Genomic DNA, 23672 nt, shown 5'->3' with positions numbered 1-23672 from the left:
GCCCCCTTCCGTCTTGTAAGTTTATGAACTGACTTTTATTTCAGCAGTTCCCCAGGAGAAAGATATGATGTTTTCAAAAAAAACCATTCCACTCAGCATCATGTGCAGCATGCTGTTTATAAGCCAAGTCGCCCTTGCCGATGAACCGTGGAATAACCCGGATTGGGCAGACTCAGCATGGTACATCGGCGCTGGAATCGGACGTTCGAAAGCGACCATAGACAAGGATCGTTTAACTCGCAGCCTGTCAGAGAACGGTGCCACCAATGTACTTTTCAATGGCAGTGATCGTGACGATGCCTACAAGTTAATGCTTGGTAAGCAAATGAACAGATATTTTGCGATCGAAGGTGGTTACTTTGATTTAGGTAAATTTGGTTTTGACGCAACTGCGATGCCTGCAGGGTCACTCAATGGCTCTGCCAGCTTTCGGGGACTGAATCTGGATCTGGTTGGCCAGCTACCTTTGTCTGAACGCTTTTCGCTGTTGGGTCGTATTGGTGGCAACTATACAAAGGCGAATGTTCACTTTACGGGTAATCGATTATTCGCTGTGACAGATCCAAATCCGACGGAAACAAAACTGAATCCGAAAATTGGCGTGGGTCTGGAATACAAATTGACTGAAGCGCTCGCGGTACGTGGTGAGGTCGAAAGATATCGCGTGAATGATGCTGTTCATAACCGAGGTGATATCGACTTTTACTCGGTTAGTCTGGTGTACAAATTTGGGCAAACTGCGGCTCAACCACCAGTGCGGACAAACGTCGCTCCAATGCCAATTGCCCGCACTCCTGAACCTGCGGCTGTCGTTCTCAGCCAGGCACCGCCCCAAGCACCGCAACCGGTCTCTGAAAAAATAACGTTCAGTGCAGAAGCCTTGTTTGATTTCGACAGATCACTGGTCAAAACCGAAGGCAGGCTTGCGATTGATGATTTGTTAGAAAAGCTGCGGGGAATGAATACAGAAGTAATGATCACTGTTGGACATACTGATTCGATTGGCTCACCAGAATACAATCAGAAACTATCGGTTCGCCGGGCAGAAGCAGTAAAAGCATATCTGGTGACGAAAGGCATAGACGCTTCGCGGATCTACACCGAAGGCAAAGGAGAAACACAGCCGGTTGCCGATAACAAAACACAAGAAGGACGTGCAAAAAATCGCAGAGTAACAATCGAAGTTGTCGGTTCGCGATAGTTGTAAACCAGCGCTAAGTTGGTAAGATATTTCGGCATGCAAGACTTTCCGTGATTCAGCAGACGTTGAATCATGTCAAACATGGAGAAGTAAGTACAAAGACTATTCTTCCAGACATCAGACCTGGTTCTGAGAAATTGCAGATAGTGTTATAGCCAGGTAAATTTTGTAAACAACTTACAAAATTTACCTGGCTATTTAATTTTGAAATTAAGCACATCAAGCTTCATTGCCATTGCATTTTTTCGCTGTGGACTTTTACGCAAACATCAAATCTCATCACGCTTTAGAATACTGCTTTTTCAGATTGACCGACGAGATTGCTGTTCGTGACTCGCCTGCTCGATCAGCTTATTTATATCGAAGGAAGCCCCATGCAATTCAGTGAAGTCTTAGCCACCCTACCCAGCATTAACCATATCGCCGCGCTGGAATTATCTGATGGTGATGTACTCATCGCCAGACTGGAAAACAAGCCTGGCACGGCAGGCAGTGTGCGTGTCTATCATGCGCTGGCGCAGGAGTTTGGCGAGATCAATGCCGCAGCGGCAGAAAAAGGGCTGCGCTTGTATGCGGAGCACACCGCCGATGCCAAAACGTTTCCGGGCAAGCATCCGAATATCGACCGCTTGCTGGCATTGATCAGCAATACCGCTGACCATGCTGGTACGCAGTCTCTTGCGGTCAAACTGATTACACAATAAGACACAGGAAGTGGCGATGGGCGGCGCTGATGTGCCGCAGGCTATCCCCTAATAAAAATGCGTCTCGCAAGTCATTAATGGCTGGCGAGGCGCATTTTTATTAGGGGATGAGTTTTGCTTCTGATTTTCTTGATAGAACAAAATCCTGTGAATAAAATGCAGTGAGCATTACTCTCAGCGAATGTCAGGCAAATCTGATCAACTGAGAAATCATGACATTCGCGGGTCTGGTCTCAGCCGCGCCTCCCACCGCAGAAATATTGGCAACATCTGCCTGCGGAATATGAAATTGCCCGTCACTGCCACCAAAGCGATAACCGATCACGGCAAATAAAACGGGATACTGCGCAACGTTCAGCACTCTGCCATCGCATACCATCCAGCCTGATGGCTCGATCATGTTCTGTGTCACATCTCCGGCAAATGCCACGATACTGCCGACAGGTGGTTCAGTACGGATAAATCCTGGAATTCCGGACGTATTGGATGTCATAGTGCCTGATGTTTTCATGGTGACCTCTTTCAAATATTACTGACAGTTCAGGAAGAAATTGGGAGATAGTGCTCTGAGCCAGATGCATTTCACCCTGTTTAAAACAGAGCAATGGGGCTCGCTTAAGCTAACAAAGAATCCGTCATCATCGATGCGCTTTTCGGGCGACGCAACAGATCGGTCAGTACCTGCCAGCGCAACGCCTGATTATTTGTTCCGGCGCGTTTTTCTATGTAGGCTTGCACCACATCCTGACCAAGATTGTAGTTAATGACATATGAACGCAGATGTTCAATAAAACGTAGCCGCTGCGCTGAACGGTCTGCATCCGAGAGGCTGTATTTCATCAACATTGCCAGCGCGTGTTCTTTATCTATTTCGCCATCAAGATACTGTTGCGCCACCATATTGCCAGCATACGACAGCTTTTGTAATACGGCTTGTATCTGGTAATAGCGTTCGGCTTTGGCGGGATCAATACCGGCCAATGGGAACAAAACTTCCTGTTCAAACTGCATGCGTTCTGCATGCGGAAAGGCGACCTCGATACCGTAATTCGCACTGCCTTCGGCAAGAAATGACATCGGTGAATACAGTGGATAAATCGCGTATTCGATCCAGCCTTTTTCTTTCACTAATTCATTTTCGATCAGCACATTAAAGACATGGTGACCGGGATAGGCTTCGTGGCTGGCGAGATCAATCGCGCGGCTGATGAACATAGGAAAATCGGTGTTGACTTCGATCAGGCTGTGGCTGTTTCCCTTGTACCAGTTATACGCACTCCAGACTTTGTCAGTCACATAGGCAACCTGAAAACTTTCATGCTCAGGCAAGGCGATATAGCGTCTGGTGCGGGCGCGCGCTTCATTAATCGCGGCAGTGAAAACGGCATCGAGTTTATCGCGCGGAATTTCAAATGCTTTGTTATAAGCAGACAATCTCGCATTCAGATCGCTGCCCTGAATTTCCACAGGTAAAAGTGTCGCCAGTTCTGCCAACGTGATGTCGAGGTCCGCTTTGGTCAACGCTGGGGATACTGCATCGTATAAGGCTTTCGATTCCGCATCGAATGGCAATTTGCTGCCATTCAGTTGCGCAATAAAAGCTCTTACTGCATGTAACTGCAAGAGTAAAAACTGCTGACGCTCTAGCTGATCTTGCGGTGGCGTAGGCAAAGCATCTGCCTGCTGCAATAAGGTATCAGCTTGCGCCAATAAGTCTGAAAGAGACGTTGCTGGCGACTGTTGCGCTTCGGTTTGCCAGGATGGCGGGCCGATATAGGCATCAACATAACCGGCGTCATGCTGACCTACAGCAAGGACGAGTTTGACGTAGTGTTCCGCAATCTGATTCAGAGTCATGGCGTTTAAGAAAAAAGTAAGTGTGGAAGGCAGAGCTGAGACGATATCACGCCAGCGTCGTTGCGCAGGCTTGAAGTATAAGCATTTTACTTTTGATGTTCACACATCCGCACCGACCGTGTATGAATGTGATTGACGAGTCGCTTATTTGCTTTATTCCCGCATCCGGCGTTTAATTCGTTTCGCACAGAAAAGAGACTGACAAAAAATTGACGAGACAAGATGTGGCGGCAAAGCTAATACAAATAGCCGCGATGCAGTCCGAAAGATGGACAGCAGCTTCTCATAATGAATCCTCTGGTGTAACAGACCAGACTGAATGAAAAAAGAAAAAACGATGATAGATGGATTAATCGCCGGGCGCATGTACGGCAGCGCCGAAGAACGTAGCGGACAAGCTGGTTCAGCATATGTGACTTGTAAGGTGCGTGCTGCGACAGATGACGGTGACACAATCATGTGTAATGTGATCGCCTTTAATGACAAGGTACGGCAGGCCTTGCTTGCGCTGAACGATGGCGACAGTGTCTCGTTGTCCGGCGCTTTAACACCAAAAGTCTGGGTTGATAAGCAAGGAAAACCCAGACCCGCCATTGATCTGATTGCGCATCAGATTCTGACCGCCTATCCATCAATGGCATCTGCCTGAGTAAGCAGATGCGCCATCCTTCGCGGTGCGATTGATCTGCTGAAAAGCAGATCAGGTTATCCCGACAACCGCGCGTCGCGCTGGTCTTGCCCCGTATTCTCCCGGCGATAAGTAACTCCGCATATACAAAACTGCGTGCTTCTGACCGGCACCAGGAATCTCATGCGTCCGTGACATTTGAGTCATGCATCCGTTAAATGTGATTTCAGAAAAACATCTGCGGCTCATCCGGATACCCGATGGGGAAACGATCAATCTATTTAACTTGCTATTTCATCAATTCCAGCTACACTGAAAATCTTACATAAAAAGTAAGATAAAAAAGCAATAACCCCGTTGGCACTGTTATTCAACGTTCCACGCTATCGGGTTCCGTTTCAAGCCTCAGATCAACCTTACGTCGTTCGCAGTAACATCACAGGGAGAAGGTATGAAAACGCATCTGAAATTCGATCATTCCAATAAGACCAAGCTTCGGCAGATACGCATTTTCTGCTCAGCAACGATGGTCGCTGGCTTGTTGAGCAGTCAAACGCTACATGCACAAACGATGCCTGCGGATAGCGGCAAATCCAATGTCATTGTCAGCTCTTTTAAGCCGGTTCCACTACCAGATCCTAAAATCCCCGGTTATACCTACCCGGTCGCAGCAGACACGATTACTGCCTGGACAAAATCTCCGAAAGGACAAATTGAAATACAAAAACATGCATGGGGTATCTGGACGGCGCTGACACTCAATTCAGGCGAGACCTATCAGGGGCAGCCTTTGCGCGTCTTTGAAACCTGGGAAACGCCAGACGATATTATGACCGCCAGTTCGCAAGCATTAATGAATAAGCCACGTGTTCCCAACGTACTCACACCATTTCATCAATTGAACCACGCCGGATTATTGAAGACCACCCAGGGAAAAGAAACGGTGCTCGGCTTTGTCAAATATGATCCGATTGCCGCAGCGCATATCCGCGCGAATAATCTGTTTTCCATCGCTGCATTAAACAAAATGCTGGCAGCGAATGAGACCAGCATTCCGGCTTTTCCTGCACCATCCCTCTCGCTGAAACCAGTATTTCAGACTTTAAAAAGTAAGAGTCTGGTTCAGGGAAGATATTTTCAATTATCGGTCTGGCCCGGACCACCAAAAACTCCGGTTCCATTTCCGTCTTCCGACTGGAAAACATGTGTTTGGATAGATACGCAGGATACTGGCACAGAGAAATTATCAGGTGGTGTTGATAACAAATGTGCGGCCGATGGTTCGTCACGTACAGCGGCAAACACATATGGTCTGAAAAATTTTATTCACTTTAAAGTGGATGCTGCCAATGCAGAATTGCTGAACAAATCGACTGAGAATTTCAAAGGTATCGCAGCCGGTGATTATTCAGTGCTCGTCGCTATGCATGTCGGTAGCCGTGAAATTACAGAATGGACCTGGCAAAGTTTCTGGTGGACGCCAGCACCCGATTTACCGCCAGCACCTAGTTCAGCAGCGATAGCAAAACTGCGCCCTGCCGCACTGCAAGGTGCACCGCGCCATTACGCGCATTGTGCGGCCTATCAGACCTTGTCTCCACCACAACCTGAAACTGGCGGCAAAAATGTCGGGGAATCCGTTTACTGCTACAACCCGTATCTGGAAGCAGGATTTGGCCCGAGTGATTTGCCCGACTCCATTCCGGGTAAATATAAGGGACAAAGCGTTGCCAATAACGTCGGTGTTCAAACCAACTGTATGAGCTGTCACGCAGCCGCAAATTTCAATCCTAAAAACCTTACGACTGCACCAAATTATTCCGGTGATCGCTACCTTGGTTTAAACGATCCGCGCTTTAAGGGAACTCTGCAAGTAGATTTCTTATGGTCGATTCCTGGTAATGCTAAATAAAGCGGCTTAAGCCCGTGCCAGCCTGTGTAGCGGTAGCGTCAGTTTTGATGCAGGAACGCAGGCTGGTGCCGTTGCAGACAGTATCTGAGCTCTCTCTCACCACAGTTTCGTGACAAACGGCGTGGCATTCTCCCCACATTTTCTTTCCAGGTTGCATTACACATCAGAATCAGCCAACATTAAATCGTGAAGACGATGCCACTGGTGCGACATCGTTGACTTTATTTAGCACGGTGATAAGGGCTGACATGAGGTTTTTCCGGATATATGTATTGCTAAGTTGTCTGCTGACGAGCTGGGAAGCGCAAGCACTGGAACTCTTGTTTCATGTTTCAGCGTTACCCCCGTATGTCAAAGACGATCCACGTCGGGGTCTGGTGCCGGAAATTGTTACCCGCGCCTTTGCCACGCAAGGCATACAGTGCAGGTTTATCCGCTCGAATAACAAACGTATGGAAACTGAGGTGGAAGCGGGAACTGCAGATGCGGGGTTTGCCGGAATTCCGGTGAATAACGCGAAAATCTTTTTCTCAGACACTGTCCTCGAATTTGAGAATGTGGCTGTCACGCTGAGTGATAAACACTTACAGATCAATACCCTATCTGATCTGTCAGGCAAAAAAATCGTGGCGTTCAGCAACGCGCAAAAAGTGCTTGGCCCAGAATTTACGATGGCAGTTAAAAACCATCGATCATATTCAGAAGTAGGCGATCAGGCTTCTCAGGTACCGATGCTGGATGCTGGCCGGGGGGACGTTATCTTGCTGGATTTACGAGCTTTCCTGTATTTTGCGAGGTTATTGCATGGCAAAACAGAGGCAGCGAACCGTTATACGGTACATCATTTATTTAAACCGACTCCACGCTTGCTTGGTTTCCACAAAAGTGAACATCGTGATCACTTCAATAAAGGACTGAAAGCAATACGGCAAAGTGGCGAATATGCCGCAATTCTGAATAATTACCGTAACGACTGAAACAAAATCAAGGTGACCGAAACCACAAGGTCACCAATTTCATAGGTATCAGCAGCTTATCGTTCTTGCTGCTCTTCTTCACGCATGTGCGATAAGAAATAGCGAATAAAAAATATCCCCATGCAAATCATAAAAATGATTCCGGCAATACTCATCAGGCCGTAGTCAGTAGAAAACAAGTCGATTAACAGTTTCATTTCCGTTCTCCTTTAAAGTTTTTACTGCAGGAAGTATGGAATGCTTACTCTCGCCTGCTGTTGATTTGCATCAAGGGACGACCGTGGCAGATTCAGAGCACTTTACGTGTACGAAAGATAAGGTAATACGGTAACCAGAGAAATCTAAGCAGCCAATCTAAAGATGAGCTTATTGATACTCGCCATTCTCCCTTGCAAAAAGATAACTTTTATGGGATAAGTTACTTGTTTCAGTTTGTAACGTACCCTATCAAACAGGCAAACAGATAAAGTTAAATCAAAGCAATATTTTAGTTTCTGTGAGCTCGCCACAATTATCTTCGATGCACAACCTCAAACAAATCATCATCACCAAAGAAAAAGATTTCGAAGCTCTTGCGACAGCATGGCGAGCTTTAGAGACGAAAGTAAACTATCTGCTCCCGTTCCAAACCTACGACTGGAACTGCGCGTGGTGGAAAGTTTTTTCTGGCAAATCATTCTTTCATCAACATGAACTGGCTATTTGTGCCGTGTACGATAACGATCAGTTGGTTGCAGTAATGCCGCTGATGGACACGCATGTAGGCTTGCATCGTTTTTTCCTGTATCGCTATGTACGGCCTTTCGGCGGTGACCCCAATCTGACCGAACTACGTGTTCCCCTCACCTTGCCGGAATATGCTGAGAAAGTTCTGCAACTCTGGGAAAATTTAACTCGGTGCGAGACCTTCGGACTCACTGAGTTTCAGATCATCGGAGCTAAAGCTCCCGCAGATCATTTCATCCAGAATAATAAGTCGCTCTTTCCTCTGACTGACCGCACTATTCCTAACTTCGTACTGACGCTGGGAGAAGACTGGGATAACTTTAAATCCGGGTTAAAGCGCAACATCAAAGAATCCCTGCGTCGCTGTTACAACTCACCCAAACGAGACGGTCTGGACATGAATTTCCGCGTTCTCCAAGGGCGTACCGCTATCGTTCAACAATTACCGATGTTTTATGCGCTGCATGGTGCACGTGCGTCAGCGAAAGAGACGATAGAACATCCTGATTATTTTTCTCATCCACGACACAAGGCGTTGCTGGAAAATTTGCTTGATACGCCTTTTGCTGATCGCATGTGTTTGTTTTGTCTCGAGTTGAATGGCAAAGTCGTCGCGCTGCGACTGGCATTCAATATGGGTGATGAACTCTATTTATATTATTCAGGCTACGATCTGGATTATGCGCAATACAGCGTCATGACGACCTTAGTAGCAGAAGCAATCCAATGGGCAATCGGACAAAAAATTCAACGACTGAACCTGTCAATTGGCGAGGATGTATCCAAAACCCGCTGGGGTCCTACTGTGATTAACTATGTTGAATATCAATGCGTCAAAAACAGTGCGTGGCGCAGGTTTGTCGGAAAGCAGATTTTCCGCTTGAGAAAAATCAGAAATAATCAGAGATCTCAACTCAGCTCTGCCAACGAAGACAAGCCAGGCTGATACAGATGGTAAAAAAGAATCATTGTGACGATGTGTTACATTCACAGTGATTACCTGAAATCCTCTGGCTCTGACTGTGTAAACGGTTTACATTGGCAATATGTGTGCACTCATTTTGTTGTTCACTCCAATTTGCCAACAATTTGCCGCTGATGATGATCATGCTCCGCATTTGCTGCCGCCCACCAATCACTACCCGCTGTCGCACATTCGTAGCGATATGCCTGTTATTTTTCTGTTCTTTGTCTGATGCACAAGAGTTACAGATCCTGACTGAAAACTGGCCCCCGATTTCTTTCGGCAACGATACGAAAGCAGAAGGTATGGCGGTAGAAGTCGTCAAGGCAATACAAGCAAAAACAGGGAATACACAAGCCATTCAGGTGGTGCCATTTGCAAGAGGATACAAAGCCTTACTGGATGAGTCTAACGTTTTACTTTTCACGGTAGGACGCTCGGAAGAACGCGAAAAACTCATGCACCTGGTGGGTCCGGTTGCGATCTCCTACATCACGCTGTACACCCGTAAAGGAAATGCGGCAAATTTGCTGCGTCAGGGAGACGCTATCCGCAAACTGAAAGTCGGTGCTTATCGCTCCAGTATTTTTGCCGACACAGCACGTAAAAAAGGTTTTTTCAATCTGGAACTGGCCGTATCACCTCTGGTCATCGCAAATATGCTGATGGCCAAACGTTTTGACTTATGGGTGGAAGGCAGCGTTGTTGTACCCTCGATTCTGAAAGACATAGGCTATTCCAGCGATGATGTTGAGCCTGTCATGGTGTTTGATGCACTGGAGCTATATCTGGCGTTTTCCGCTAAGACGCCAGCCTCGACTATTAAGATATGGGAAGATGCATTACGCGCCATCAAGAAAGACGGTAGCTTCGCAAAAATCTATCATAAATGGTTGCCTGACGAAGTCCCGCCCATGCAAGTCATTCATACCTCGCCGCCAACACAACCTTAACTTCTACAGCACCCGGTAAGCCAAGCGATCCAGTCTGATGGTACTCAGGCGTGTCAGTAATTTCCGGACTGGTTCCGGATAATCTTTTACCTTCTCCAAAGAACGATAATCGCTGATCAGCGTCGTATGCTCAACGATGCTCGCCAGCTCTGCATTTCTTTGTGCCAGTAACTCTTGCCGCGGATCATGGATTAACAGCGCATTTTCCAAATCAAGACGGAATGCCCTGGGATTCAGATTATTTCCGGTCATCAGTGCGTAACACTGATCTATCCACAATCCTTTCAGATGATAGGTATTCTCCCCGTCTTTCCAAAGGCGTAATCTGAGCCGATTTTTTTGGATATCAAGCTGATGCGCTTTGGCGAAACGCCTGAGGTTGACCTCATAAAGATAAGGGAGAGCCGAAATGACTTTAAAAGGCTGCTCCGGTGGAATAAAAAAATCATTCGCAACTTTATCGCCGACGATGATATCAACGCTCACTCCGCGTTTCAGCGCGCGATTCACTTCTCTGGTCACAGCACGGGGAAAATTGAAATAAGGGGTACAGATGATAATCTGCGTCTTACTCGCCGCAAGCAACTGACATATCGCTTTATTCAGTGGATTATTTTTACCAACACCAACCAATGGCGTCACACTCAGTGCTGGTGGCGTCTCTGAATACTGTCCTACAAATTTTTCATTGAATTGATAGCGTGCCTTTTTTAACTGCTCGCGAAAGCGGCGAATGTCATTACGAATGCTACGTGTGGCAGGAATTTCCGGCTTATCGAGGCGATGTACCGCTGAGGCTAACAGCAAGTGCTGACGTATAAAATCGACCATCGTGGTCGCCAATACAGAATTCTGGATCAGTAAATAACGGTCGTGCCGGTATTTATCTTGCTTATGCAGATACACGTTATTAATACTGGCGCCGCTGTAAATCACCACATCATCAATCACAAAACCTTTAAGGTGCAAAACACCAAACAACTCGCTGGTCTGTACCGGAATACCATACACTGGTACGCCTGCAGCATGCGCCAGACTTAGTTTTTGATACCAGGCGGCATTTCCGGTTTGTTGCCCTGCCTGCCTGCGCTCTCCGATCAAACCACGTTGCGCGCGATGCCAATCCACCAATACCGCAATGTCCAATGATGGGCGTGCGGCTTTAGCAGCATACAAAGCCTCCATGACTTCGGCGCCCGCCTCATCATTTTGCACATATAAACTGCACAGATAAATTCTGTGTTTTGCACTGGCAATCTGTTTCAACAATTCGACCCGGTATGCAGCCGCACCAAATAAAGTTCTGACCGCCTCCGCCTGCAACGGAATTGCGGGTAACTGCTCAGTGCTCAAACGGGGATTCAGATAGCGCATAAGTGGGTATCACAAATAAGACACGTGCTGATAGTAGCACCGAAGATCATCGCTAAAAAAGGATTACTGGCCATTCGTCGCGTGACTCCGCTGCCAGATCTGCCAACGCTCACGGCCTTCGAATACGGCGATCGAGTCGTTCACAGCCCGATCTGTCAATAACGTGAAATGAGGCGCCATTAACTCTTGCCAGACCTGATCCGATATAGGAAAAGGCGGGCCTTTCTTGCTCGCGTCAGCATTCGTATCAAAGAAAAAGTATCCTGCCAGCAAAGCACCGGTAGGCAGAAGTTCAGCCCAGCGCTGGACGATATCCTGTCGCCGCTCCGGCGGTAAGGCACAGAAGAATGCGCGCTCGTAAATCAACTCCGGCGGCTGTGCGGGTTGATATTCAAAAAAATCCGCTTCAACGACATGGCGGGACCACTCGCCTATCGCCATCTGCGCACTTTTCACTGCTGCCGGTGAGAAGTCGATTGCAGTCACGTCCCAGCCAGCCTGCGCCAGAAAAGCCGCTTCGTAACCGTTACCGCATCCTGGTATCAGCGTTCGCATTTTGCCGGTGGCTGTCAGCACAAAATCGCGTAAGTCCTGAGGAACCGCCCCTTTATCCCAAGGCGTAAAATTTTTGCTGAAACGCTCGTCCCAAAAACATGAATTATTCGGATCTCTGCTGACAAAATCTGCCATGACTCAGCCGATAAAATAAAAATGAAGTAATAGCTGCGCCGCGATGACACCGGCGAACAAACCACCGCCGAAGTAAATAATAACTTTCAGCAAAGTATTGGTGCTGCGCTGCTCCGACAATAATGCAGCAAGCATTTCATTACTATTATTTTGTTCGCCAGCCCGGCTCAGAGCCTGATGCGCAAGCCGCGGCAATTGCGGGAAGATGTGACTGTAACGTGGCGCTTCCGCTTTCAATTTATCAATCAACCCGCGCCAGCCCACTTGCTCATTCATCCAACGCTCAAGATACGGTTTAGCAGTTTTCCATAAGTCCAGCTCAGGATCGAGTTGACGTCCGAGACCTTCAATATTCAACAAAGTCTTTTGCAATAAAACAAGCTGAGGCTGGACTTCAACATTGAAACGGCGCGATGTTTGAAACAAACGCAACAACACCTGACCAAAGGAAATATCCTTCAGCGGTCTATCGAAAATCGGCTCACAACAGGCGCGGACGGCCGCTTCCAGCTCATCTACCCGCGTATCCTTAGGCGCCCAGCCAGATTCGATATGCGCTTCGGCTACACGTTTATAGTCACGTTGGAAAAATGCCAGAAAATTTTGCGAAAGATAGTCTTTATCAAAATCATTCAAAGTGCCGACGATACCGAAATCGAGCGCAATATAGCGCCCGAAAGTGGTAGGATCAGTCGAAACCAGAATATTCCCCGGATGCATATCCGCATGGAAAAAACCGTCGCGAAAAATCTGTGTAAAGAAAATCGTGACGCCGTCGCGTGATAATTTCGCCAGATCGACACCCGCCGCCTGTAATTTATCGATTTGCGAAATCGGTATGCCATTCATGCGTTCCATGACGATCACGGATGAAGAGCAGTAATCCCAATACATTTCCGGTACCAGCAACAAATCAGAATTCTGAAAATTCCGCCGTAACTGGCTGCCGTTCGCGGCTTCCCGCATCAAATCGAGTTCATCATGCAAGTATTTATCAAACTCACCGACCACTTCTTTTGCCTTGAGACGCTTGCCATCTGCCCATAAAGCTTCCAGCCATCCGGCGGCTACCTGCATCAGTGCAACATCTTTATCGATCGTGTCCTTCATGCCGGGACGCAGCACTTTCACTGCGACTTCGCGACCATCTTTCAGCGTAGCAAAATGCACCTGAGCAATTGATGCCGATGCCACAGGAATGCGTTCAAAACTCGCAAACAATGTATCCGGATGCGCGCCTAATGACTTGGTAATCTGCGCTATCGCCAGATCAGGATCAAACGAAGGTACACGATCCTGTAACTTCGCCAGTTCATCTGCGATGTCAGGAGGCATCAGATCACGCCGGGTCGAAAGTACCTGCCCCAGTTTCACAAAAATCGGTCCCAGGTCTTCCAAAGCCTTACGTAAGCGTTCCCCACGGGGAGCCGATAAATCGCGCCAGAACAGCAGCGTCTCTATCAGGCGTGCAGTACGCGGGACTTTAAGACCGGATATGGCGATTTCATCAATCCCGTAACGTAACGTCACGCGAATAATTTTAAAGAGCCGTAAAAACTTCAATATCATCTGCGCGTCCTTTCGAGTTTCTCGATGCGCTTGATGAGACGCTCGACATCATCACGAGTTTTATTCACTTCTGTAGCAAAGCCCTGCACTGCGACCGGACGAACCAACATGGGGGTTTCTTCGAGAAAATATTCCGCCAGATTTTCCTGAATTTTAAGATGCGTCTGCTGTGCGGTTTTGAGCATCGATTTAGCGCCACCGACCATACGAACCGCAGCGATATCACCAAATATTTTACTTAAATCGGCTTCGGCTTCCCATTTTAATTCCTGACTCAAGTGGGAAATCGTATTTGCAAAATCAGCATCTCCTTCAATCTTGACATAAGAAAATGCACGTTCACGATTCTGCGCCATCAATGGCAAATCGCTCAGTCTGGCACGGATAGTCACATCGGGAGACGCCTGCGCATCAGCAGATTCAAGGTATCCGTCAACACCGACTTTCAGGCGCAATTGAAATGCATGCAGATCAATACAGGCGATTTTTCCAGCATGTGGCAGGAGCTTATTTCTGGCCCAGGTTTCCTGTGCCAGCAAATGATTAATGAAGGGAGCAGTTGAAATCATATCGTTGAGAAAAGACTGACTCAGGTTTGTGCAATAAGCAGCTACTTTGTCGAAACAAGATCCCGGCGGATCAATCTGTGTCATTCTTAATAAAAAACCGCCCGACAAAATGACGGGCGGTCTTTAGTTTAACAGCTTATGCAGCCTGTTATGTTCGATCTGCATCAGGACTTATACGAATCAGGCTAAGTCCTGTTGACATCATAATTGCTGAATACCTGCGAGTACCCAACCGCCCTGACCATTCACAGGTTTAGACAAGTTCCAGACCTCGGCAAAAGCTTCTGCCGGCGCATTGGCGGCTTCTTTGATCATGCCTGTAAATTTAACGCTTGCCAGATGATCATTGCCGATGTTTTCTATACCCAGCAATTCAGCATCAATCGATACGACATCCGTCACGTTGGCAGTTGCGCCACGTTCCTGAATTTCCAGTTTCAGCTCTGCATACATTTCAGGTGTCGTGAACTCACACAAATCATTGATATCAGCTTTATCCCATGCAGCCTGCAAACGAATGAAATAAGTTTTCGCGCTACGCAGGAAAGCAGGCACATCAAAATCAGCAGGAATACCCCAGCTTGCTGCGGCTGGTGCTGCGGCTGGTGCTGCGGACGAAGAAGAACCAGATTGATATGCCTGCGGCTCCAGACGCGAACCAATTTCTGGCGTCGCAGAGGAAGGCACACCCGCATAAGCCGGCGGAGCAAATGCCGAAGGTGCATTCGTATTCGCTTTATTGCCGCGGAACAAACGGATAACAAAGAAAATCGCAAACGCGATCAGCGCAAATGTCAGCAAAGACCCTAACATGCTGGCCATCGCGCCACCCAGTCCGAAGTGCGACAACGCTGCACCCAACAATGCACCGCCGATCAGCCCCCCAACGATGCCTTTCCATGGGCTTGCTGGTTTAGGTGGAATCGCTGGTGCAGGCGCTGCGGCCGGAGCCTGTGCTGGCCGGGCCTGATTGGCATTATTGGTATTCGACGGTGGCGTCGCCTGACGCGAGACATTGCTTGACTGGCGACCGATAGAACCACCACTGCCCAGACGTTTGGCGTCGGCATCATGCATCGTCATTGCGAATGTGCTGGCAACCATCACCATGGCGAGTAAAAATTTCTTCATTGATGTCACTCCTTTTGCTTCGTCAGCGATTTAAAGTTTAATACCAGTGTGTAATGCGGCCACACCTGCCGTCAAATTAAAGTACTGCACTTTTTCAAGACCCGCCGTTTCCATCATACCTTTCAGCGTTTCCTGATCAGGGTGCATGCGTATCGATTCTGCCAGATACCTGTAACTGTCCGCATCACCCGCAATTTTTTGCCCCATCCATGGCAAAAAATTGAATGAATATAAATCGTAGGGCTTTTGTAAAATTTCCGGCACTTTAGAAAATTCCAGCACCAGCAATTTACCACCCGGCTTTAACACACGCTGCATCTCGGCTAAAGCCTGATCTTTATGTGTCATATTGCGCAAACCGAAAGCCACCGTGACGCGATCAAAATAATTATCCGGAAATGGCAGTTTTTCTGCGTCACAAAGTAACGTGGGGGTGATCAGGCCTTTATTCAAGAGGCGATCCCGGCCAACCCGTAGCATGGATTCGTTGATATCCGTGTGCCAGACTTCACCGGTCTTGCCAGCTTGTTTGACAAATTCTTTCGTCAGATCGCCAGTGCCACCGGCAATATCCAGCACCTTGAATCCAGGACGTACACCTGCCTGTGCAATAGTGAACATTTTCCAGATACGGTGCAGACCGGCGGACATCACGTCATTCATGATGTCGTATTTCGCGGCCACCGAATGAAATACCTCGGCAACTTTATGCACCTTCTGGTCTTCTTCGACAGTGGTATAACCGAAATGGGTAGTATTACTCATGATCTCAAGGCTCCTATACGAAGTCGCATTATAGGGGAACTGAGACTGGCTTGGCAGCAGATTGGCTGAAAAAGGCTAGCCGGCCTGACCTTAGTCAGAAGGCGGAGAATGCAATCAAAACCAGCGGGGGCGCTTAAACAAAGGCCTGATCCGCCGCGACTCAGGAATGCCAGCTTTTCCCGAAGGAATTTTTATCCGGCACGCTGCGGCAATGCAATGCTGCGGATCTGAAAGCGTCCGTCATCGTTAAATAACCATGTTTCCGACACTTCAAGGCGCCCGCTGCGCAACAACTGCGGATGCGGTTTAGGGAGTGGCGCACTATTTTTCAGACTCGCCAGAGCAGTCTTTTCCGTCTCATGATCTTTATTGCTGCGCTGAATCTGGGCGTTGATCAAGCTGCCATCTGCATTAACTGAATAACGCACAACGACGACTGAACGTAATAATGGCTGAGGGTTTTCAGAATAAACCTGCTGCCGGTGCAGGTGGCTGATACGGTGCGCCACTTCCGCCTTGTACGCATCGACAGTGCGAGACGCTGATGCCGCCGGAATCAGCACGCTTTCCTGCGTCGTTTTGCCAGACGGTGTCCCGTTGATAGCGGTACCCGGGCTGTGTCTTGTTTCATTCGTAGAACAAGCGGCCAGCGCGCAGACGGCGGCCATGCTCAGTGTGCGTATTTTCATACTTATCGCTCCCTGGGTATTGATGTTGATGCAGCAAAAAAGATTCGGAATACCAGAATCAGATTGAAGAATCACCTTACTGCCAGGTTTAGCAATAGCCAAATTTTTATCGTAAGCAAAAGTAAAAAATGCGTCACGAAGACGCAATTTCTAATCAGGACTGACGCAAAATTGCCCCGGCAAGGCATGGCGACGAAGACAGTACGAATAGTACGGCCAGGAGTCATAACGCCGCTGGGACGGTTTTGCGTCAGTCCGACTAATGATGGTGGCCGCAAGCGCTGCCGGACTTTACCGTCATCGGCACATCCCTGCCGGTTTCCCCCGGATGCCCGGCTTCCTGCAAGCGTGCCAGATAGTCCTGCCAGAGCTGTGCCTGATTCTCGCCCAGCCAATATAAGTAATCCCACGAAAATATTCCTGAGCTATGTTCGTCAGAAAATACTGGCTTGACAGCATAATTACCAACGGGTTCCAGCGCGACCAGGCTTACTTCTCGCTTACCGGTTTGCAGCGTTTCTTGTCCCGCGCCGTGTCCCCGCACCTCCGCTGATGGCGAATACACCCTTAACAGTTCGAACGGTAAAGAATATTCTTTACCGTCGTCGAAAGAAATTTCCAGCACCTTCGATTGGGTGCGCGCGTACAGGGATGTTGGTTGTGGCTTACTGTTACTCATTATTTCTGCCTAATAAAAACGGGAAACAAGCGCTGTACGTAATGCCGGCAGCAGCGCACGACGCGCATTCAATGCAGCCGCATCAACAGCGGTCTTTTTTTCTGATGCCCATATGGGATCAGGAAAATGCAGGTCATCGGTGTAACGCGGGATGACATGCCAATGCAAATGCGGAACCATATTCCCCAGACTTGCCAGATTGATTTTCTGTGGTGCCATGACATCACGAATCGCCTGCTCTACTTTGCATACCGCCTGCATGATGGCAGAACGATCCTCTACCGATAAATCGGTCATTTCTTTCGCATGAGCATTCCAGATCACGCGGCAAAAACCCGGATAATTCGCATCATCCACTAAGACAACGCGCAACTTATCTGTTTTAACGATGAGTTCGCCACCATCCACCTCGCATAATTCACAAGGAGGGACGTCAAGATTGATTAAGGTGCTCATCGTTTATACCAATACTCTCTCAATACCGCCGTTATTCGCTCTTGCCACATACTCGGGAAGCCAGTTCTCACCCAACAAATGACGAGCCATCTCGACGACGATGTAATCAGCTGTCGTGTCGGAATCGTCGTTATAACGGGATAAACCTTGCAAACACGAAGGGCATGAAGTGAGGATTTTCACATCGCCATGAAAACCGTCTGCCCGCAATTTATCTGCACCCTTACGCATTTCCTCTTCTTTGCGGAAACGTACTTGCGTAGAGATATCCGGGCGGGCAATCGCCAGCGAACCAGACTCGCCACAGCAACGCTCACTTTTTTCGATCTTGACATTACCCTCAGTCGTAATCAGCGTATTCACCGTTTTCACCGATTCCTGCAACTTCATCGGATTATGGCAAGGTTCGTGATACATGTAACGCGTACCTGTGACACCTTCAAGCCTGACGCCTTTTTCCATCAGATATTCATGAATATCAATGATGCGGCAACCCGGGAAGATTTTTTCAAACTCATAGGTTTCGAGCTGGTCGTAGCAAGTCCCACAAGACACAACGACGGTTTTGATATCCAGATAATTCAGCGTATTCGCCATACGATGGAATAACACGCGGTTATCCGTCATCATCTTTTCTGCTTTATCAAACTGACCGCTGCCGCGCTGCGGATAGCCACAGCAGAGATAACCCGGAGGCAATACCGTCTGCACACCGACACTCCACAACATCGCCTGCGTAGCCAGCCCTACCTGCGAGAACAAACGCTCAGAACCACAACCGGGGAAATAAAATACGGCTTCCGTATCTGAGGTCGTTGTCTGCGGATCGCGAATAATCGGGATGATTTTATCGTCTTCAATATCAAGCAAAGCTCGCGCGGTTTTCTTCGGCAGATTGCCCGGCATCTTTTTATTGATGAAGTGAATCACCTGCTCTTTAATGGGCGCTTTGCCAACAGTCGCCGGCGGCATACGGGTTTGCTTTTTCGCAAATTTCTTCAGCAAATCATGACCGAAACGCTGTGCTTTGTAACCCCAACCTATCATGACCTGGCGCGTCGCATTGATCGTTGCCGGATCAGTCGCATTCAAAAAGAACATCGTTGCAGCCGAACCGGGATTAAAGGATTTTTTCCCCATCTTCCGCAACAGATTACGCATGTTCATCGACACATCACCAAAGTCGATATCGACCGGACACGGGTTCACGCATTTATGGCAGACGGTGCAATGATCTGCGACATCTTCAAATTCTTCCCAGTGTTTGATCGATACGCCGCGACGGGTTTGCTCTTCGTACAGAAAAGCCTCAACCAGCAAGGATGTCGCCAGAATTTTGTTACGTGGTGAATACAGCAGATTGGCGCGCGGTACATGCGTGGCACAAACCGGTTTGCACTTGCCGCAACGCAGACAGTCTTTCACACTATTCGCAATCGCCCCGATATCGCTTTGCTGCATGATCAGCGATTCATGTCCCATCAGGCCAAACGACGGTGTGTAAGCGTTCCTCAGATCGGCAGCAAAATCCGGCAGGTTCAGCAGCTTGCCTTTATTGAAGCGGCCTTCAGGATCAATCCGTAATTTGTAGGCGCGGAAATCTTTGATCTCATCTTCGGTCAGGAATTCCAGTTTGGTAATGCCGATACCATGTTCGCCGGAGATCACGCCATTCAGCGAGCGCGCCAGCACCATGATGCGGGCAACCGCATGATGTGCGACCTGCAGCATTTCATAATCGTCTGAATTCACCGGTAAATTGGTATGCACATTGCCATCACCGGCATGCATGTGCAAGGCGACGAACACGCGGCTACGCAATATTTTTTTATGCAAAGCAACGCACTCATCGAGGATGAGTTTGAATGCCGCGCCGCTGAAAATCTGGCGCAATTGCGCGCGTATTTCCGTCTTCCATGAAATACGGACTGTTCTGTCCTGCACGATAGAAAACACGGTGGCGTCAGGCTGACGCTGCAAACGCTCATCAAACACAAAAGCCAGTTTATCGAGACCCAGTGCTATCAATTCAGCTTTTGCGTCGATCAGCGGTTTGTCGAGATTATTCAGCACATAGGTCCAGCGGGCATGCGTTGCATCCAGCAAGGCTTCGGTCTGATGAACCCGATCTTCCAGCAATTCGGTCGCAGGAATATCGTCGCCATCAACGTCTTCACTTTTACCTAATGGCAGATTACCTTTTGCAAAAAAATCCTGCAGCGCGGCGACTAAGGCGAGTTTGTTTTGTATCGAAAGCTCGATATTGATACGCTCAATGCCATCTGTGTATTCGCCCATACGATTGAGCGGAATGACCACGTCTTCATTGATTTTGAACGCATTCGTATGCTTGGAAATCGCCGCTGTTTTAGCACGATCCAGCCAGAATTTTTTACGCGCTTCGGGGCTGACTGCAACAAAACCTTCACCAACCCGCGTATTCGCCATGCGCACAACTTCAGATGCCGCCTGTGCTACCGCATTTTCATCATCACCAACGATGTCGCCGAACAAGGCCATCTTAGGCAGCACGCCGCGTTTCGATTTCGTGGTGTAACCCACCGCGCGCAGATAACGTTCGTCCAGATGTTCAAGCCCGGCAAGGATAGCGCCGCCTTTTCTGGTTTCGCCATCGAGATAATCTTTAATCTCAACAATACTCGGAATAGCGTCGCGTGCCTGTCCAAAAAATTCCAGACAAACAGTGCGGGCAAATTTCGGCATCTTGTGCAATATCCAGCGTGCCGACGTGATCAGACCATCGCAGCCCTCTTTCTGCACGCCGGGCAAACCGGCCAAAAATTTATCGGTGACGTCTTTACCCAGACCTTCTTTGCGGAAAACACGACCCTTGATATCAAGCTGTTCGGTTTTGAACGGTTGTTTTTCGCTGGGATGTCGCCATTCGAGCCGGAACTTCGCGACTTCGACATCATGAATTTTGCCGAGATTGTGTTCCAGACGGGTTACTTCCAGCCAGTCGCCATTCGGATCGACCATTTTCCATGACGCGAGATTGTCTAATGCCGTTCCCCACAACACCGCTTTCTTGCCCCCCGCATTCATCGCGACGTTACCGCCGACGCAGGAAGCCTCGGCAGAAGTCGGATCAACCGCAAAGACAAAGCCAGCTTTTTCTGCCGCGTCCGATACACGCTTGGTAACGACACCAGCACCGGAATAAATCGTTGCATAGTCACGATCCACACCTGGCAAGCGCGTCATTTCGACCGCACCAAGCTGTTCCAGTTTTTCAGTATTAATCACCGCAGATAAAGGGGTCAGCGGAATAGCGCCACCGGTATAACCCGTACCGCCGCCGCGTGGAATGATCGTTAATCCAAGCTCAATACAGCTTTTGACCAACCCGGCCATTTCATCTTCCGTGTCCGGAGTCAGTACCACAAACGGGTACTCAACACGCCAGTCGGTGGCGTCGGTGACGTGGGAAACACGGCTCAGGCCATCAAACTTAATATTGTCTTTGGCGGTGTAGCGCGATAACAGCTTATTCGCCTTTTTACGTAAATCATAGGTGTCACGGAATTCCTGCGAAAAATCGGCGACAGCTTTACGAGCCGCCTGCACCAGCGTTTCCACACTGTTGCTGCGCTCCGCATCGTCATCGTTCGCAGTGTTCAAACGGCGCTTTTCCACTTCGCCCAGACGATGGTTCAGTGCATCGATCAGATCCTGACGGCGCTTGGGGTTATCCAGCATATCGTCTTGCAAATACGGATTACGACGTACTACCCAGATATCGCCTAACACTTCGTACAACATGCGGGCGGATCGTCCGGTCTGGCGTTTGCCACGCAATTTATCGAGCAACTGCCAGGCGTCTTCACCAAGCAGGCGGATCACAATCTCACGATCAGAAAATGATGTGTAGTTATAAGGGATTTCCCGGACACGGGTAGGCGAAGCGCCCTGCGGCGACTCGGCATGCAGGTGAGGTATCTGGACTGGAGCGTTCATGTATGGCGTGGTTTGGCGATGACAGACAACGCAATCAAACTGCCGGCAAACCACCGCCAGCTCAATGCCTTACATCCGTCTGAGGTTTCTCAAAGGCTTATTCTAACTTATTGCGATGCACCACGCGGCAACAGCCTTGAAGTTTGTACGGCTATGGGCCTGTTTTGTGGCTATTCACCAAAGTTTATTTCGCCAGAAGTAGAATTTCTGGTGAAATAAATGAAAATTTAGTCGTCACACCAAATTCACTAGTGGAAAAATTTGACCATTTTTAATCATATCAACTTTAAACGAAGTCACTTGTAAGGTATGTCGGCCTGAGCTGTAATCGTCAGATTGCCATCCCTCTTCAGTTAGTTAAGTAGATTCATCTGAATAGCATAGTCACGTTTTATGCCATATTGCAATCATGACATGTTATGCCTTGCTTATATCGTTCAGTTACTGATCAATTGACTCTTATTAAACTGGTTGATCGTAGACAGAGGACAAATGGCATAAATGCACTTCGGATGGCGCGAATAAGCGTATCGGCAAGTCACTCATACCAATGCCTCGACTAGTCAGCAGTTGGCGTTGATCTGGTAAAGCAAAAACACCGTGGGCAAAGCGACGTTCGCCCGAACCTGGCGGCAAAACGAAGGGCTTACCGGATGGCATAGCAATTTGGCCGCCATGCGTGTGACCACAAAAAGCGATTGCAAAGTCATGATCATTGACATGCCGAAGTCCCAGGGGCGAATGCATAAGCAACAAGCGAACATCGCAAGCACCAGCAAAAGTCTGCTCAGCGTCCGGCATGCCAACACCTGGTTCATCCAGCCCGCAAACAGAAATATCGGCATATGGTAGAGATAAACGTCTGTTTTGGTTGACTAGCACATCGACACCAGCGTGCTGCAGGCATTCGACGATATGTTGATCACTCAGCCATAAATCATGATTGCCAAGAACAGCAAACTTAGGAGTAGAAGGATTGAGTAAAGTGAGAGGCTTTAACAAATGTCGCATATGCCGCGACTCCAAGGACACATAATCACCGCCAAACAAAATAACATCGGGTTCAAATTCTGCGACGGACAACAATGCTTTTTCCAACAAGCGTACATCGGTCAATGGGCCGGCATGCAAATCGGAAATAAATGCCAACTTGCAATCGAATTCCTTTGCCACAGGCAGGTAAAAATTCCGCCGGTCGATATGTAAAGTCCCTTGGAACTTTAAAGAATAGGCTATTCTTGCAGCCCAGCATTCCTGATAAAAAAAGGCTTCGAGTTTCTCGCCTGCGCGACGCCACCATGTGTAATATTTACCCCGCCCCATAGCTGGTCGCAGACTCAGGAAATAAGTTCAGCAAGCCTGTGCCAGAAACCATCCGGCACACTGAGCAGTAAAGAACTGACCGTCAGGTAACGCAGGAATTTTCCCAGTGCCATGTAGGCGATGCTGGGCCAGAAAGGCAGCTTCAGCCACCCGGCCAGCGTACAGATAGGATCACCGATGACAGGAAGCCAGGAGAGCAACATAGTCTTCGCTCCGAATTTCTGTAACCAGGCAAACCAGAAACTCTGACGTTCATGATGAAATGCACGGTTCGCGGCATAGCCCATCGCATAATCAACAACGCCACCCAGCGTGTTACCCAGAGTCGCGATCAGCATCGCAGGCCAGAATAATTCAGGGTTGGCTTTAATCACCGCAAATACGGCGGGTTCCGAGCCCATAGGAATCAGCGTCGCAGAAATAAAACTGATAATAAATACAGAGCTGAGCCCTACTTTGGGTAGAGCTAATACGCTAAACAACCATTGCACACCTGCTTCTATCATGTCATTCCAAAGGTCAGCTGA

At 48.5% G+C, this 23672-nt stretch carries 23 protein-coding genes; 8 read left to right on the top strand and 15 right to left on the bottom strand.

Features of this window, described 5'->3' with window-relative positions:
* Positions 1-64: 64 nt before the first annotated feature.
* A complete protein-coding gene (locus tag Undi14_RS03295; protein WP_234030382.1) occupies positions 65-1201 on the top strand; it encodes an OmpA family protein in 1137 nt (378 codons plus the stop codon).
* Between the two features lie 374 nt (positions 1202-1575).
* Complete coding sequence (locus Undi14_RS03290; RefSeq protein ID WP_200177888.1) at positions 1576-1905, top strand: DUF2322 family protein; 330 nt, start codon at positions 1576-1578, stop codon at positions 1903-1905.
* Between the two features lie 184 nt (positions 1906-2089).
* On the opposite strand, the gene Undi14_RS03285 is transcribed toward Undi14_RS03290, so the two are convergent.
* Positions 2090-2416: a phage tail protein gene (locus Undi14_RS03285; RefSeq protein ID WP_234030381.1), complete on the bottom strand. Its 327-nt coding sequence runs from the start codon at positions 2414-2416 to the stop codon at positions 2090-2092.
* Positions 2417-2520: 104 nt separating this feature from the next.
* Positions 2521-3762, bottom strand: coding sequence for a hypothetical protein (locus Undi14_RS03280; protein ID WP_200177887.1), 1242 nt, complete (start codon positions 3760-3762; stop codon positions 2521-2523).
* 319 nt (positions 3763-4081) lie between these two features.
* On the opposite strand from Undi14_RS03280, the gene Undi14_RS03275 reads away from it, so the two are divergent.
* From Undi14_RS03275 to Undi14_RS03265, 3 genes are all read left to right on the top strand, one after another.
* On the top strand, positions 4082-4411 hold the full coding sequence (locus Undi14_RS03275; protein ID WP_370589874.1) for a single-stranded DNA-binding protein: 330 nt from the start codon (positions 4082-4084) through the stop codon (positions 4409-4411).
* A 430-nt stretch (positions 4412-4841) separates the two neighbouring features.
* Positions 4842-6302, top strand: coding sequence for a hypothetical protein (locus tag Undi14_RS03270; protein ID WP_200177886.1), 1461 nt, complete (start codon positions 4842-4844; stop codon positions 6300-6302).
* 272 nt (positions 6303-6574) lie between these two features.
* Positions 6575-7279, top strand: coding sequence for an ABC transporter substrate-binding protein (locus Undi14_RS03265; RefSeq protein ID WP_200177885.1), 705 nt, complete (start codon positions 6575-6577; stop codon positions 7277-7279).
* 56 nt (positions 7280-7335) lie between these two features.
* Here Undi14_RS03265 and Undi14_RS03260 read toward each other — a convergent pair whose 3' ends face one another.
* Complete coding sequence (locus tag Undi14_RS03260; RefSeq protein WP_186884739.1) at positions 7336-7476, bottom strand: DUF3149 domain-containing protein; 141 nt, start codon at positions 7474-7476, stop codon at positions 7336-7338.
* A gap of 323 nt (positions 7477-7799) precedes the next feature.
* On the opposite strand from Undi14_RS03260, the gene Undi14_RS03255 reads away from it, so the two are divergent.
* Entirely contained in the window at positions 7800-8951 is a 1152-nt protein-coding gene (locus tag Undi14_RS03255; RefSeq protein WP_200177884.1) for a GNAT family N-acetyltransferase, read from the top strand.
* Between the two features lie 152 nt (positions 8952-9103).
* Positions 9104-9922: an ABC transporter substrate-binding protein gene (locus Undi14_RS03250; protein ID WP_200177883.1), complete on the top strand. Its 819-nt coding sequence runs from the start codon at positions 9104-9106 to the stop codon at positions 9920-9922.
* Between the two features lie 3 nt (positions 9923-9925).
* Here the strand turns inward: Undi14_RS03250 and pssA are convergent, their stop codons facing one another.
* The 10 genes from pssA to Undi14_RS03200 all read right to left on the bottom strand — a co-directional run bounded on the left by pssA (position 9926) and on the right by Undi14_RS03200 (position 21822).
* The gene (gene pssA / locus Undi14_RS03245; protein ID WP_200177882.1) at positions 9926-11296 is read right to left on the bottom strand and encodes a CDP-diacylglycerol--serine O-phosphatidyltransferase; all 1371 of its coding nucleotides are present in this window, start codon (positions 11294-11296) and stop codon (positions 9926-9928) included.
* A 63-nt stretch (positions 11297-11359) separates the two neighbouring features.
* Positions 11360-11986, bottom strand: coding sequence for a methyltransferase domain-containing protein (locus tag Undi14_RS03240; RefSeq protein WP_200177881.1), 627 nt, complete (start codon positions 11984-11986; stop codon positions 11360-11362).
* Between the two features lie 3 nt (positions 11987-11989).
* Complete coding sequence (ubiB, locus tag Undi14_RS03235) at positions 11990-13555, bottom strand: ubiquinone biosynthesis regulatory protein kinase UbiB (protein ID WP_200177880.1); 1566 nt, start codon at positions 13553-13555, stop codon at positions 11990-11992.
* Positions 13552-14124: an SCP2 domain-containing protein gene (locus tag Undi14_RS03230; RefSeq protein WP_200177879.1), complete on the bottom strand. Its 573-nt coding sequence runs from the start codon at positions 14122-14124 to the stop codon at positions 13552-13554. Before Undi14_RS03230 ends, ubiB begins: the two co-directional genes overlap by 4 nt.
* A gap of 201 nt (positions 14125-14325) precedes the next feature.
* Complete coding sequence (locus tag Undi14_RS03225) at positions 14326-15255, bottom strand: Tim44 domain-containing protein (RefSeq protein WP_200177878.1); 930 nt, start codon at positions 15253-15255, stop codon at positions 14326-14328.
* A 30-nt stretch (positions 15256-15285) separates the two neighbouring features.
* Positions 15286-16020, bottom strand: coding sequence for a bifunctional demethylmenaquinone methyltransferase/2-methoxy-6-polyprenyl-1,4-benzoquinol methylase UbiE (gene ubiE, locus Undi14_RS03220; protein WP_186884731.1), 735 nt, complete (start codon positions 16018-16020; stop codon positions 15286-15288).
* 191 nt (positions 16021-16211) lie between these two features.
* On the bottom strand, positions 16212-16709 hold the full coding sequence (locus Undi14_RS03215; RefSeq protein WP_200177877.1) for a TonB family protein: 498 nt from the start codon (positions 16707-16709) through the stop codon (positions 16212-16214).
* A 259-nt stretch (positions 16710-16968) separates the two neighbouring features.
* Entirely contained in the window at positions 16969-17388 is a 420-nt protein-coding gene (locus Undi14_RS03210; RefSeq protein ID WP_200177876.1) for a gamma-butyrobetaine hydroxylase-like domain-containing protein, read from the bottom strand.
* 9 nt (positions 17389-17397) lie between these two features.
* Positions 17398-17844, bottom strand: a complete 447-nt coding sequence (locus tag Undi14_RS03205) for an HIT family protein (protein ID WP_200177875.1) — start codon at positions 17842-17844, stop codon at positions 17398-17400.
* Positions 17845-17847: 3 nt separating this feature from the next.
* The gene (locus Undi14_RS03200; RefSeq protein ID WP_200177874.1) at positions 17848-21822 is read right to left on the bottom strand and encodes an FAD/FMN-binding oxidoreductase; all 3975 of its coding nucleotides are present in this window, start codon (positions 21820-21822) and stop codon (positions 17848-17850) included.
* An 18-nt stretch (positions 21823-21840) separates the two neighbouring features.
* Between Undi14_RS03200 and Undi14_RS03195 the strand changes: the two genes are divergently transcribed.
* A complete protein-coding gene (locus Undi14_RS03195) occupies positions 21841-22041 on the top strand; it encodes a hypothetical protein (RefSeq protein ID WP_200177873.1) in 201 nt (66 codons plus the stop codon).
* A 243-nt stretch (positions 22042-22284) separates the two neighbouring features.
* Here Undi14_RS03195 and Undi14_RS03190 read toward each other — a convergent pair whose 3' ends face one another.
* On the bottom strand, positions 22285-22971 hold the full coding sequence (locus tag Undi14_RS03190; protein WP_234030380.1) for a metallophosphoesterase: 687 nt from the start codon (positions 22969-22971) through the stop codon (positions 22285-22287).
* Between the two features lie 188 nt (positions 22972-23159).
* Positions 23160-23651 (bottom strand): YqaA family protein, encoded by a 492-nt coding sequence (locus tag Undi14_RS03185; protein WP_200178215.1) that lies wholly within the window; start codon positions 23649-23651, stop codon positions 23160-23162.
* Positions 23652-23672 lie beyond the last annotated feature (21 nt).

This window comes from Undibacterium sp. 14-3-2 (assembly GCF_016595265.1).
GTDB classification, from domain to species: domain Bacteria; phylum Pseudomonadota; class Gammaproteobacteria; order Burkholderiales; family Burkholderiaceae_D; genus Undibacterium; species Undibacterium aquatile.
This window is presented reverse-complemented; position numbering and strand designations above follow the sequence as displayed.